The 13,111-nt window shown below is 64.5% G+C and carries 9 protein-coding genes; 2 read left to right on the top strand and 7 right to left on the bottom strand.

All coding sequences use genetic code 11. From position 1 onward, the window contains the following. Positions 1-16 precede the first annotated feature (16 nt). On the bottom strand, positions 17-1,381 hold the full coding sequence (locus ACFWCF_RS22665) for a cation:dicarboxylate symporter family transporter (RefSeq protein WP_378566334.1): 1,365 nt from the start codon (positions 1,379-1,381) through the stop codon (positions 17-19). Positions 1,382-1,583: 202 nt separating this feature from the next. Here ACFWCF_RS22665 and ACFWCF_RS22660 point away from each other — a divergent pair, with 202 nt between their 5' ends. Together ACFWCF_RS22660 and ACFWCF_RS22655 are read left to right on the top strand one after the other, a co-directional pair. After that, positions 1,584-3,182 carry an ATP-binding protein gene (locus tag ACFWCF_RS22660; RefSeq protein WP_378566332.1) on the top strand — a complete coding sequence of 533 codons (1,599 nt, stop codon included), beginning with the start codon at positions 1,584-1,586 and terminating at the stop codon, positions 3,180-3,182. After that, on the top strand, positions 3,179-3,871 hold the full coding sequence (locus ACFWCF_RS22655; RefSeq protein WP_378566329.1) for a response regulator: 693 nt from the start codon (positions 3,179-3,181) through the stop codon (positions 3,869-3,871). Before ACFWCF_RS22660 ends, ACFWCF_RS22655 begins: the two co-directional genes overlap by 4 nt. A 4-nt stretch (positions 3,872-3,875) precedes the next feature. Here the strand turns inward: ACFWCF_RS22655 and ACFWCF_RS22650 are convergent, their stop codons facing one another. The 6 genes from ACFWCF_RS22650 to ACFWCF_RS22625 form a co-directional block, all read right to left on the bottom strand. Then, the gene (locus ACFWCF_RS22650) at positions 3,876-5,705 is read right to left on the bottom strand and encodes an SIP domain-containing protein (RefSeq protein WP_378566326.1); all 1,830 of its coding nucleotides are present in this window, start codon (positions 5,703-5,705) and stop codon (positions 3,876-3,878) included. Between the two features lie 115 nt (positions 5,706-5,820). Beyond that, positions 5,821-7,701, bottom strand: a complete 1,881-nt coding sequence (locus tag ACFWCF_RS22645; protein WP_378566323.1) for an SIP domain-containing protein — start codon at positions 7,699-7,701, stop codon at positions 5,821-5,823. 9 nt (positions 7,702-7,710) lie between these two features. Further along, positions 7,711-9,105, bottom strand: a complete 1,395-nt coding sequence (locus ACFWCF_RS22640; protein ID WP_378566382.1) for a salicylate synthase — start codon at positions 9,103-9,105, stop codon at positions 7,711-7,713. After that, positions 9,105-10,724 carry a (2,3-dihydroxybenzoyl)adenylate synthase gene (locus tag ACFWCF_RS22635; RefSeq protein WP_378566320.1) on the bottom strand — a complete coding sequence of 540 codons (1,620 nt, stop codon included), beginning with the start codon at positions 10,722-10,724 and terminating at the stop codon, positions 9,105-9,107. The genes ACFWCF_RS22640 and ACFWCF_RS22635 overlap by 1 nt, the downstream gene beginning before the upstream one ends. Beyond that, complete coding sequence (gene entS, locus ACFWCF_RS22630) at positions 10,721-12,022, bottom strand: enterobactin transporter EntS (RefSeq protein ID WP_378566317.1); 1,302 nt, start codon at positions 12,020-12,022, stop codon at positions 10,721-10,723. The genes ACFWCF_RS22635 and entS overlap by 4 nt, the downstream gene beginning before the upstream one ends. Positions 12,023-12,051: 29 nt before the next feature. Beyond that, the gene (locus ACFWCF_RS22625; RefSeq protein WP_378490909.1) at positions 12,052-13,086 is read right to left on the bottom strand and encodes an iron-siderophore ABC transporter substrate-binding protein; all 1,035 of its coding nucleotides are present in this window, start codon (positions 13,084-13,086) and stop codon (positions 12,052-12,054) included. Between the last annotated feature and the right edge of the window lie 25 nt (positions 13,087-13,111).

Here is a 13,111-nt window from a genome sequence, read left to right as displayed (position 1 = left end):
CTTCGGGTCGGTTGTACTAGACCGACACCTTCTCCAGCCGTGACGGCTCGGCTGCCGGTTCAGGCATGCCGTGGTCGTCGCCGAGCGAGTTCTCGTCGAACGGCAGCCGGCCCGACAGCACCTCGTCGACGCGCTCGCGGTCGACCGAGCGGGTCCACGTGCCGATCAACAGCGTCGCGACGGCGTTGCCGGAGAAGTTGGTGACCGCGCGCGCCTCCGACATGAATCGGTCGACACCCACGATCAGCCCGACACCGTCGAGTAGATCCGGGCGGTGACTCTGGAGGCCACCCGCGAGCGTCGCCAGGCCCGCGCCGGTGACCCCGGCCGCGCCCTTCGATGCGATCACCATGAACAGCAGCAGCGACAACTGCTCCGACAGAGTGAGCGGGCTGCCCATGGCGTCGGCGACGAACAGCGCGGCCATCGTCAGGTAGATCGCGGTTCCGTCGAGGTTGAACGAGTAGCCCGTGGGCACCACGACACCGACGGTGGTGCGCTCGACCCCGAGGTGCTCCATCTTGGCGATCAGTCGCGGCAATGCCGATTCCGACGACGACGTCGCGAAGATCAGCAGGTATTCGCGGGCGAGATAGCGGACGAGTTTTAACACCGACACTCCTGCCACGGCCTTGAGCAGCGAGCCGAGCACGCCGAACACGAACACCAGGCACGTGAGGTAGAAGGCGAGCATCAGGGCGCCCAACTGCACCACAGCGCTCAGTCCCGTCTGACCGACGACATTGGCGATCGCACCGAACGCGCCGATCGGGGCGAGCCACAAGATCATGGTGAGGATCTTGAAGACGAGCTTCTGGACATGCGCGATACCGCGCAGAATCGGCTCACCGGACTTCCCGATGCCCTGGATCGCGAATCCGACGAGCAACGCCACGAACAAGGTCTGCAGCACGCTGCCCGCGGTGAGAGCGGACAGCAGCGATGTGGGGATGATCGAGGAGATGAAATCGGCGGTGCCGCCTGCGGCGTGCGCCTGCTCGGCGAGTGCGGCACCCGAGCCTGTGGTCTCCGGGTCCAGCGTCAGACCGGAACCCGGATCGAGAAGGTTGCCGACGCCGAGACCGATCGCGAGAGCGACCGTCGACATCCCGATGAAGTAGACGAGGGCGAGACCGCCGATGCGTCCGACGCTGGCAGCAGCACGCACTGATCCGATGCCGAGCACGATGGTGCAGAAGATCACCGGGCTGATCATCATCTTGATGAGATCGACGAACATCGTGCCGAGTACGCCGAGCGACTTGCCCGCCTCGGGTGCCAGCCATCCGACGGCCACACCCGCGACCACCGCGACGATGACGCCGATGTACAACCAGTGGGTGCGATCGCGGCGTTTCGCCCCGCGCGTGGTGATACTCATGTGTGCCCTTCACGTTGTGGTGCAGCGTCGGCGACGAACCTGCTCGAATCGAGGTTCCACCGGCATCGGGTCGGGTGACCGAGGTCACGCGCACTAGGAACATGGTGGAGTGAACGGCGGTGTCAGCAGAAGATTGCGTGCATTGTGTTCACGGGGAACGTGCGCGTGAACACTCGGAGAATTCGCGCGGCGGGAGGTCGAGATGCGGTCGGTACGAGATCGCGCACGTCCGCTGAGCGTCGCGCGGCAGCTGCTGATCCTGCAGCTGGTGGTGTTCACGGTGATGGCCGTCGTAGCGGGAATCCTGTTCGTACTCGACGAACGCCGCGAGGCCGACGACGCGACCGCACGCGAAGTGACGGAGATCGCCGACACCTTCGCGCAGTTTCCCGAGGTCGCTCAGGGGATCGCCGCGAGCGACGCCGACGGTGACCTACAGGTGCGGGCCGAGAAGGTGCGCACGTCGACCGGGGTCGATTTCGTAGTGGTGATGGGCAGGGACGAGATCCGGTTGACCCATCCCACCCGCGAGGAGATCAGGCGACCGTACACAGGTCACACAGAGCCGGCCCGTGCCGGTGAGACGTTCACCGAGACGTACACGGGCTCGCTCGGACCATCGATCCGGGCTGTCGCACCCGTGTACGACGAGGCGGACGACCTCGTCGGCTTCGTGTCCGTCGGGGTGACACGCACACGCATCTGGCAAGAATTCGTCACGGGGTTACCCACGATCCTCGGGGTGGTCGCGGCCGGAGTTGCAGTGTCGGCAGCCGGGGCGTACCTCATCGCACGGCGGTTCCGGCGGCAGACGCTGGGCCTCGACGCGCGGCAGCTCCGCACTCTCTACGAGCATCACGACGCGGTGCTGCATTCGATCGGCGAAGGGCTCCTCGTGCTCGACACCGAGTCACCCACACCGCGGATCGAGGTCGTCAACGACGAGGCGCGGCGACTACTCGATCTGCAGCGTGCGGGTCCGGTCCCGTTCGACGCGTTGCCTGCCACGCTCCGCGACGCGGTGACCCGCCGCGACGTGCGGGACGAAATCCATGTGACCGTGGACCGCGTGCTCCTGGTCAACAGTGATGCGGTGCGGTGGGACGGGCGAACGCTCGGGACGGTCGTGACACTGCGGGACCACACGGAATTGCGAGGGGTGCTCGGTGAACTCGACGCGGTGAAAAGTCTCGCCGAATCGCTGCGCGCGCAGGCCCACGAATCCGCCAACCGTCTGCACACGATCATCACGATGGTCGAACTCGGCAGAACCACCGAAGCGGTCGCATTCGCGACCGACGAGCTCGCGATGTCGCAGGCACTCATCGATCGTCTCACCTCGTCCGTGCGCGAACCGGCGCTCGTTGCGCTGCTGCTCGGCAAGACCGCGGACGCTTCCGACCGCGGCGTCGAGCTGACGATCACCGAGGACACGGCGCTCGAGTCCACCCCACCGATGAGCACTCGCGACCTGGTGACGCTCGTGGGCAACCTCGTCGACAACGCGATCGATGCCGCGCGCACGTCGGAGGAACAGTGGGTCGAGGTGGGGATACGGCAGGATGAAAGCACCATGATCATCGAAGTCGCCGACAGCGGACCGGGCATGTCCGCGGAGACACTGGCCCGAGCGACCACACGCGGTTATTCCACGAAATCGGATCACCACGGTCTCGGTCTGGCGCTCGTCAACGGACTCGTGGGCAGGTACCGGGGAGCCCTGCGCACCGAGCCGTCTCTCGGCTCGATGGTGGTCGTAGAGATTCCGCTCGGTCGCGCCGAGCCCGGAGAAGGCGCATGATTCGCGTGCTGATCGTCGAGGACGAACCTCTGATCGCGCAGGCGCATCGCGAATACCTCGCTCGTATACCAGGTTTCACTGTCGCCGGGGTGGCTCATACCGGACAGGATGCACTGCGCGCCGTGGCCACCGCAGCCCACGCCGGCAATCCGGTCGAGCTGGTGCTCCTCGATATCGGGCTACCCGATACCAGCGGACTCGATATCGCGGCCGCTCTCAGCGTGTTCCACCCGAGTCCCGACATCATCGCCGTGACCTCGGCGCGCGAACTCGAGGTGGTACGCACCGCTGTCGCCCGCGGAATCGTGCTGTATCTGCTCAAACCCTTCACGTTCGCTGCCCTGCGCGACAAGCTCGAACATTACGTGTCCTACCGCGAGGCACTCGACGGCGCGGGGAAAGCCGCCGGCCAGCACGAAATCGACCGCGCGATGGCTGCCCTGCGGACATCGGACTCACGCGCGTCGAGCCCGAAAGGCATCGCACCCGCGACACTCGACCGGATCGTCGGCTTCCTCCGTGAAGCCGACGAGCCGTGCACCGCCGCACAGGTGGGTGCGGGGATCGGGGTGTCGCGGGTGACGGCGTGGCGCTATCTCGAACGTCTTGCCGACGACGGCGCGCTCGTGCGGCTCACCGAGTACGGCCGGGCCGGCAGGCCGCAGGTGCGCTACGCCCGACGGACGTGACGCGTCAGCGTGTGCCGCTGAACTCCACGACCGTCGAGCCCCAGCCGATCGTTCCGAATCGCGTTGTTCCACAGCCTGATTCCGATATCAGAGCGGACAGCTCGGCCTCGGTGCGCTGCCCCGCTCCGTGGAGGCACAGTTTCAGGAGGTCTGCCTCGGTGTCGTGGTCGTCCGTGGAGTTCGGATCGAGCAGATCGGTCACCAGCACGACCCGGCGCGCGGACGCACCGAGCGCCGCGATCAGCATTCGCGCGTCGGCGTCGGGATGGCAGTCGACCATCTCGACCGCAACGGCCAGGTCGACGGGCGCTGAGAGGGCAGTGAACTCGCTGCCGTCGATACGTTTGACGGCACCCCGGCGCGACTCCGCTACATCGCCCAGATTCCTGGTGTTCTGCGCTGGCAGTCCCACCAGGGAGATCTCGAGTTCCGGCAGGACCCGGGCGAGGTGGTCGGCGTATACGCCTGCGCCCTCTCCGTAGATCGCGACGGTACGTACGCCGTCGAGATCGACCGCATCGGGTAGGGCCGGCGCGCGGTAGACGGATCCGGACGCGACCTCCTCGTGGAAGCCGTCCACGAACCCGGGATCCTTCTGTTTGTCGGCGAAGCTGTGACCTGCCGCGGCTGCCCCGGTCCGAACCGACTCGAGCAACCCGAGGAACGCCATGTCGAGGCGGGTATGAATCTTCTCGAAGTGCAGGGCCTGACTGGCGAACGCGTCCTGATCGGCCAGGAGCGATCCCATCTCGGTGAGCGCGAAGTGCCCCTCGTCCACCGAGACCAGGTCCATCAGCACGAGATGACGCAGCAGTTTCGCCGTCGCACCGGGATGGGTCCCGCACTCGGCGGCGACAGCTTCCGCCGTGTCGGCGCCGCCTTCGATCGCCTCGAACAACCCGACGGTGACCGCCGTCCTGATCACCAACGGTGGCAGCAATTCCGACATCTCGTGCAGTTGCTCGTTGGGGTCGATCTCGACATCCGCAGCATCGACCGGTGATCCCGGGTCTGCCTGCGTGACCTCACGGTGACGCCAGTAGCCGGCGATCTCCACGAACTGCTTGGCGATCTCCTTGTCCAGCTTCGCCCAGCGCCGCAGCGGCTTGATCGTCAGCGTCTCGCCCGCGACCCACAGGTACGGCTGCCCGGGCCGCCACTGCGCTGTCTTCACCGTCTCGACCAACCGCGACTCACCGTCGTTCTCGGAGCGGAACAGCCACGTCACGTCCAAGGGCGCCTCACATTTCAGCTCCTGCCGATGCGACGGTTCGGCCACCTCGATCACCACCGTCGCGGGCAGATCGGACGGGAGCTGCTCGAGGCAGTGCGCAATCGCGGGCAGCGCCGTCTCGTCACCGGCGATCAGCATCCAGTCGACGCCTGCGGGAAGACCCGCCGAGTGCTTCGGCCCTGCCATGAGGACCTTCTCCCCCGGCTGCACGCGATTCGCCCAGTCGGCGGCCAACCCACCCTCGTGCATCGCGAAATCGATTGCCATCTCGCGGGTGTCCTCGTCGAAGGAACGCACCGTGTAGGTCCGGGCGTACTGGAACGATCCCGACGGCCACTCGACGGCTCCGCTCTCGGAGTTCCGTGGCACCTCGAACGGCAGTTCTCCGGTCCGGGGGTCGACCGGCAACAGCTTGACGTCGTCGTCGAAACCGCTGGTCCGCACCGCAGGCAACTGAACACCGTCTCGAACATGACCGTCCATCGACGGACCGCCGACCGTCACCCGGCGCATGCCGGGGGTGACGTCCTCGACTCGGAGGACGTCCACCTCTCGGATACAGATCGGAAATACCTCGAGCTCACGGACGGTCCCTGCCATCGATAGGCCTTTCTCCAAGACAGACGTACGCAATCAGTTTCCTGCAGGTCTCACTTCGTGCCGCCGCGTCGGTGACGGCGTTGCTGTACTCGGACATCTCCGGTCACGGTGGAGACTACGACGACACAGAGCTCGGCCGGCGCTGCAGATCCAGAACAGCGATCCCCCAACCGACCAATCGTGACTCGGTGACGCCGAGACCTGCATCTGCTGCGACGGCGGTGAATTCGTGCAAGGTGCGCACACCCGTTCCGTGCATGCAGAGCATCAGCAGGTCGAACTCAGCAGCGTCCTCGGTCAGTGGCGCACCGTCGGAGCCCTCATCGAGCAATCGTTCCACCACCACGAGCTTGCCACCTGGTGCGACCGAGTCGATCGCGTTGCGCAACAACATCGCCAGGTCGCAGTCCTGAAGTCGGCCGGTTGCCTCGAGGAGCAAGTACGCGTCGAACGCTCCGGTCGTCACAGGGCTGAGGATGCTCTGCGGCAAGAGAGATACTCTCCCCGATACCGCGGGGTCGATATCGCCACGAATGCGGTCGAGTTCACTCGGCATATCGACGATCGTCGCCGTGAGTTCCGTCTGCGATCCGAGGACCGATCCGAGCACCACACCCGAACCTGTGCCCGACACGAGGATTCGCGACAATCCGGTGAACGGATACTCAGCGGCCAGCGCAGATCCGAGGAATGCCGCTTCATCTGCGATGTGACCGTGATGCTTGTCGGCCAGCTTCGCGTGTGCCTCGAGGTCTTCGTCGAGCGTGTGCCCGGTGATCGCGCTGACTGCCGCCGATCCGGACCGCAGAGTGCCTACGAGCCCGGTGATGGACAACTCCACACGCGCTTCGATTCCGTCGAAGTCGAGCCAGTTCGACACCCACTCGTCTGCCAGCATCGCCTCCCCTACTTCACCGAGAGTCAACGACCCGTCACGGGCGCGAGCCAGGACCTCAACGGTGCCCAGGTATCGAACGAACTTCGCGAGGGCCCGCGGATCGGTCCCTGTCCGTGCGGCCAACTCGTCGAGATCACGTGCGCCCTCAGCCACATGATGCGGAATACGGAGTGTGTTTGCGGCACGGATCGCGAACGGCGAGACGATCTCCGCGCGCTCGGCCAACTTCTCGAACGGCTCCGGTGGGGCAACCGCCAGGTCTGGAACCTCCGGATCGTCTGCCAGAGTGACGACCTCACTGCGCCGCCAATAGCCTGTTATCTCGACCATCTCCGCCGGCATGGAACGTTCGTTGCGCAGGTATCGACGAATCCCCTTGAGGGATGTCGATTCGCCTGCTACCCAGGCGAATACCTTTCCGTCGCGCCACGGCACCGACCTGACCGCCGACTCGAGCGCCGTAGCGTCGCCTGCCGATCGATCCCCCCGGTTCACGCGAGTCAACGAGACCGTTGCAGCACTGGGCAGGTCGAGGCTGTAGTCCGCGGAGGCTACTTCCACCACCACTCGAGCATCGAGGCCCGCAGGCATTTCTTCGAGCCAGCGCGCGATCGCAGGCAAGGCCGTCTCGTCACCGACGACGAGTACCCAATCAACGTCGTGTGGAGCTTCACCGGAGCGCACCGGACCGAGAAGGTCGATCGTGTCACCAGGACGACACCGGCGGCCCCACGAGGAAGCGATACCCGTCTCGTGGGTGACGAAATCGATGGCAAGTTCGCCGCTATCGGGGTCGTGCCTACGCACGGTGTAGTTGCGCGTGACAGGCTTCGGGTCGCGCGACCACTCCACCGACCGCTCACGCTGACGCGGCAACACCACCTCGCCGGACTCGGTGGGGAAGAACAAGCGCACGAAGTCGTCGAATCCCGGGCTGCGAAGCGGTGGGAAATCGAAGCCGTCCCGCGTGAAGGCCGACAGCTCGGGTCCACCGAGGACGATGCGGCGCATCCCTGCGGTGATGTCCGAAGTGCCGAGAACAGTGGCCCGTCGGATCACTTCAGGATGAACCAGTTGCTTCCGATAAGATCTGGCCACAGCTGATTCTCACCTCTCCGAGTCGCGAGCACAGGTGTCGCGAGGATCCGAACGGCAAACAAGATACGGCGCGACGCTGGTGAGCTTCTCACACGTCTCATCGAACTCGCGGTCCGGTGTGGACTGAGCAACGATCCCGGCCCCGGCGCGCAACCACGCATGACCCTGTTGCTGGTACACCGCCCGCAGCACCAACGCGGCTTCGAGGGTGCCATCGGACGAGGTACGCACTACTGCTCCGGAATACAATGCACGCTCGGAATCTTCGAGCCGCACGATCGCATCGATCGACTCGCGCTTGGGGATACCCGACGCAGTGACGGCCGGAAACACCGCTGCGAACGCATCCCATGGCGACATCCCGGCGCGCAGTCGACCACGCACCGTCGATGCCAAATGCTGCACGCTGCCTCGCTCACGGACGCTCATGAAATCTGTCACCATGGCCGAGTCGTCTTCCGACACGGACGCCACCTCGTGAAATGCGGCGCGAACCGAGACGGCGTGTTCGGCGATTTCCTTGGGATCTTTCTCGAGGTCGTTCCGTGCGGCGGAATCCTCTTCGGCTCCTACACCGAAAGCTCTTGTTCCGGCGAGTGGTTCGGCGGAGACCATCCGGCGATCGTCGACGGACACCACCAGTTCGGGGCTGAATCCAGCGGCCTCGATACCTCCTGCGTCGAGCAGGAACGATCGGGCCGGCGTATTGGCCAATCGACCCAGACGGTAGGTGCGAGGCAAATCGACCTCGAAGGGGATCGGAATAGTCCGGGAGAGAATCACTTTCGCGTACTCGCCACGGCAGATCTCATCGATTGCCTCTGCCGTGCGAGCACGGTATCGCTCACTGTCTTCAAAGATGTCCAGGTCACCGAATGAGGGCACATCGTCTACGCTGTCCGTCCGCAGCGCGTCGAATATCGCAGCCCGCTCGGTGGCCGTGCCGCCGGTGACGACCACGTCGTTGCCATCGGAGTGTCCCCACGTGATTTCGATACGAGGCACGAACAGGTAGGCAAGGGTGGTATCACCGTCGAATCGTCCTGTCCGCACGCCATGCGTGTAGGCGGCGAATTCGAAACCGACCCAGCCGAAGGCATTCCACCTCGTGGTCGAGAATGCCTCGCACGCACGCTGAAGGGCAGTGGCCGGCGATCCCGACCACGTCGACACACTGACCTGACCTTCCCACGTTGTAGTCACGCTCTCACTGGTCAATGCGACCGAACCAGTGATTCCCGTGGCAAACACCCACTTGCCGCGGTTCTCGTAGACCACATAGTCATCGAACAGTCCCGTTTCGACCAATGCGATGACCCGGACCAGATCACGGTCGAGCATTTCCCGCTCGGCCGACCGGGCCGACCCGACGAAGTCCTCGAGTCCGGCGGTAGTGGAGGACATCACGATCGGCTCCCGATGTCAGCGATCAAACTCTTCTTGTCGACCTTACCGACTGCTGTCATCGGGAACGACGAGCGAAGCTCGATGCGGTCCGGCAATGCATTACGTGCGGTTCCCGCGCTGATCAGAAATGAGCGTAACTCCGGGAGTCCAGGTGGAGTTCCGCGAGGCACGACCACAGCACAGACACTCTCGCCCAGATCACGATCCGGGACTCCGACCACAGCAACTCCGGACACATTCGGGTGTGTCGACAACAGGTCTTCGAGGGCATCCGCGGCGACGTTCTCACCACCGCGGACGATGACGTCCTTGAGCCGGCCGGTCACGATCAGATGGCCGGAGTCGAGCCTTCGGACCTGGTCGCCGCTGCGATAGAACCCGTCCGAGGTGAAGGCGGTGCGATTCTGTTCTGCGGCCCGATAGTAGCCGTTGATGGTGTACGGCCCTCGGGTCAGAAGCTCACCGGTTTCGCCTGCAGCGACGTCGTGACCGGTCTCGTCGACGACGCGGACTTCATCGAAGTCCGACAGCGGACGACCTTGGGTGGTGATGAGCAGATCCTCAGGATCATCGAGTCGTGTGTAGTTCAGCAAACCCTCGGCCATACCGAATACCTGCTGCAGTGTGCACCCGAGAGACGGTTGCACGAGTTTGGCGACTTCCGATGAGAGTTTCGCTCCCCCGACCTGCAGCAACCGCAGGGTCGACAGATCCGCGACTTCCCATTCGGTTGCTTCACACCACAACTGGGTGAGCGCGGGTACCAGGGCTGTGACCGTGACACCATGCTTCTCGATCAGACCGAATGTGTGGTCGGGACTCGAATCACGGGTCAGGACCACAGTGGCGCCTGTCCCCAACGCACCGAGAATTCCAGGACATGCCAAGGGAAAGTTGTGTGCCGCAGGTAGGACACCGAGGTATACGTCGTCCGCGTCGAGTGCGCACACCTCTGCGCTTGCCCTGGCGTTGTACTCGTAGTCGTCGTGCGTACGCGGGATCAGTTTCGGAAGGCCTGTCGTGCCACCCGATACCAGCAGCACCGCGACTTCGCGTGAATCGACGCGATCGAAGGCTCGCTCTGCCGACCGAACGTCGTCGAGCGCCGTGAATTCGGCGGGACTTCCGTCGATGACAACTGTCGAAATGCTGGGTACGGACGACAGCACCTCGCGAGCAAGATCGCGATAGTCGAAACCGCCGTCGACGTCGACGGTCACATATGCCGTGGCCTCGGACAGTGTGGCCAGATGAACGATCTCGCGGGTGCGGTGCGCGGGCAAGGTCAGCACCGGTACAGCGCCACACTCGAACAACGCGAACAACACCACGACAAAGCCGACGGTATTGGGCAGATGAACCACGACCCGATCTCCCGGCTCGATGCCCCGGTCCGCGAACCCCGCCGCTGTCGCCCGTACCCGACTCGCGAGCTGGCTGTACGTGAGCTCACCGTCGGCGTCGATCACCGCACGGCGGGGACCGTAGGCACCGGCCCACGAGTCGAAACACGTTGCGAGCGACAAGCCCTTCCACAGCCCGGCGTCGATGTACCGTTGCGCACGGTCCGCCGCGAAGCGGACGACGTCGGGTTGCACGGAAGGTTCTGTGATCATCGTAGTTCCTCGGATTCGTCCGGTTCGGCGCCGACGAACTGTGTCGTTGTGTCCACCTCTACGGCATGGACAGTGTGATCGACGTAGTCGCGCAACGAGCGGAGGGTGAGCAATGCGAGCAGGGACAGCGTCACCATGATCGCCCCATAGACGATCAAGGCTGTCGAGGCGACGAAGAACGAACCGATGATCCCGGCCACTGCGGACCCGACTGCGAGCCCGAAGACGTTCTGCGCACTCCAGAGGCTGTTCGTCCGGCCCAACAGACGATCGGGCGTGTTGGTCTGGATGAGCGTGTACGCCACGATCTCCTGGGTCGCGCTGAACGCCCCTGCCACGGCCAGTAACACCAGGGCTATCCACACAGCGGGCGCGAACCCGACTCCGGCAAGTGCGATGAAGCTGATGGTGAGTGCGACGGTCAGTGTGTATCCCTTGCGACGCATCCCCTTGATCCAGCCGCTACCGACCGATCCCAACGCAGCACCGACGGCGGTAGCCGAATAGAGCAGCCCGGCGGCACGCGGGTCGCCACCGAATCGCTGTTCGACGAATGCCGGGATGAGGACCCCTACGCCTCCGCCGAGCAACGCGATGGTCCCCACGATCAGGACGGAACGCACCGTGGTGTGGCCCAGTGCAAACCGGAAACCACCCGCGAGCGACGCCCACGGCGACTCCGTCTCGGCCTCATCAGGTTTCAGTGCGGGCAGTGTCATCAGTAGTGGAACGGTGAGGAGGGTGCCCGCGGCGGCCGCCCAGTAGTTCCAGGTCACGCCTGCCGACGCGATCAGCACTCCGCCGAGAGCGGGCGACGCCATCATTCCGAGTTGGACGGTGAGTGCATTGATGGCACCGGCTGCCGCGAAGGAGTTCTTCGGGATCAGCGCCGGCGTGACCGCGAGCAGCGCAGTAATACTCACGGCTCCGATCGCGCCGTCGATGGCCCCGAGCACATAGATCGCCCACACACTCGGGTCCGCGGATGCAGCGTTGAGAGCGAGCCCGACAAACGTCAGTCCGCATATCGCACGTGTCCAGACGATCAATCGTCGCCTGTCGAACCGATCGGCCAGCACCCCGCCGGCGAGCAAACCGAACAGTGTGGCAATACCGGTCGAGGTGGAGGCAAATCCGACGTGCGCGGTCGACCCGGTCAGATCGAAGATCTGCACCGGTACCGCAACGATGAGCATGCCGATCCCGAACACAGCGATCGTGCGCGCGATGACGATACTCCGAAATGGTGGGCTCTCGCGCAATGGCGACAGATCCACAAGCAGACCGCGGCCGCTCATCGTTCTCTACCTTCTGTGACTCGAGATCCTTATCCGTTGACGTTCTCAGCAGCGCTGTTCAGCACCGACGCAACATCATCGAGGATGTACGGGATGGTCAGGACCGTCAGTCCACCGAACGCGAAGTTCTTGTCGACGGAGAAGTCCTTGGTGGAGGCCGTGCGCCCCTCACTGACAACCGGCAGCGTTGCCACAACGGGTGAAGCGAGGAAGGAATTCAGCGATTCCTTATCGTAAGCGACCACGAACAAGACATCCGACTGGATCAGCGCAGCCTTCTCATAGCTCAACTCGAAATACACTGCCGTCGGATCACTGTCCGGATCGGCTTCCTGGATCGTCGGCTCGTTCACCAGACCCAGCTGCTCGAGGAACTCGACGCGGACATCAGCGGACTTGCTCACCGCAAAAGTGTCCGGGCCGGTCGGGAGCGCGATCGTGACCGTCTTACCGGCCAATGCCGGGTACTTCGCTGCAGCATCAGCGATCTCAGTGTTGACGGAGTCGAGGATCGCGGTCGCCTCGGCCTGCTTTCCGAGCGCCTGGCCGGCGATGGACAGCTGCTCTTCCCACGACGCAGTCCACGGATCTTCCGGGTAGGCGACGACGGGAGCAATTTCGGACAACGCGTCGAATTCTTGCTGGGTGAGACCCGAGTAAGGGGCAAAGATCAGGTCCGGGTCGGCCGCCGCGAACTGTTCGATCGGCGCTTCGCCGGTCCCGTCGCCCGACAAGAGAATCGGAGTGTCGGCGCCGAGTTCTTCGAGCGCGTCCGCATCCCATTTCAGGACGCCTGCGTCGTCGGACCCGTACTGGGGCCCCTCGAAGGTGGGCATCGCGACCGGGACGACCCCGAGCGCCAGAATGGCATCCTGATTCGACCAGCCCCACGTCGCCACCCGCTGGGGCGCCGCTTCGATGTCCGCGACACCGAGAGGAGACGTGATCTGGACGGGGAACGCCCCATTCGACTCGGCGGGTGCACTTGCAGTGTCCGCCCCGTCGTCCGAACTGCTACAGCCTGCGAGACCGATCACGAGACCGCATGCAGCCAATGCAGCCACGACGCTGCGCGCACGACCCCGACTG

Origin of the sequence: Rhodococcus sp. NPDC060090, from assembly GCF_042729855.1 — a bacterium.
Classification (GTDB): Bacteria; Actinomycetota; Actinomycetes; order Mycobacteriales; family Mycobacteriaceae; genus Rhodococcus.
Note: the sequence above shows the minus strand (reverse complement) of the source record. Positions and strands in the feature narration are given on the sequence as shown.

Excerpts from the sequence above, each read along its gene's own strand:
- ACFWCF_RS22665 (WP_378566334.1), bottom strand. The coding sequence starts at position 1,381 with ATGAGTATCACCACGCGCGGGGCGAAACGCCGCGATCGCACCCACTGG.
- ACFWCF_RS22660 (WP_378566332.1), top strand. The coding sequence starts at position 1,584 with ATGCGGTCGGTACGAGATCGCGCACGTCCGCTGAGCGTCGCGCGGCAG.
- ACFWCF_RS22655 (WP_378566329.1), top strand. The coding sequence starts at position 3,179 with ATGATTCGCGTGCTGATCGTCGAGGACGAACCTCTGATCGCGCAGGCG.
- ACFWCF_RS22650 (WP_378566326.1), bottom strand. The coding sequence starts at position 5,705 with ATGGCAGGGACCGTCCGTGAGCTCGAGGTATTTCCGATCTGTATCCGA.
- ACFWCF_RS22640 (WP_378566382.1), bottom strand. The coding sequence starts at position 9,105 with ATGTCCTCCACTACCGCCGGACTCGAGGACTTCGTCGGGTCGGCCCGG.
- ACFWCF_RS22635 (WP_378566320.1), bottom strand. The coding sequence starts at position 10,724 with ATGATCACAGAACCTTCCGTGCAACCCGACGTCGTCCGCTTCGCGGCG.
- entS (WP_378566317.1), bottom strand. The coding sequence starts at position 12,022 with ATGAGCGGCCGCGGTCTGCTTGTGGATCTGTCGCCATTGCGCGAGAGC.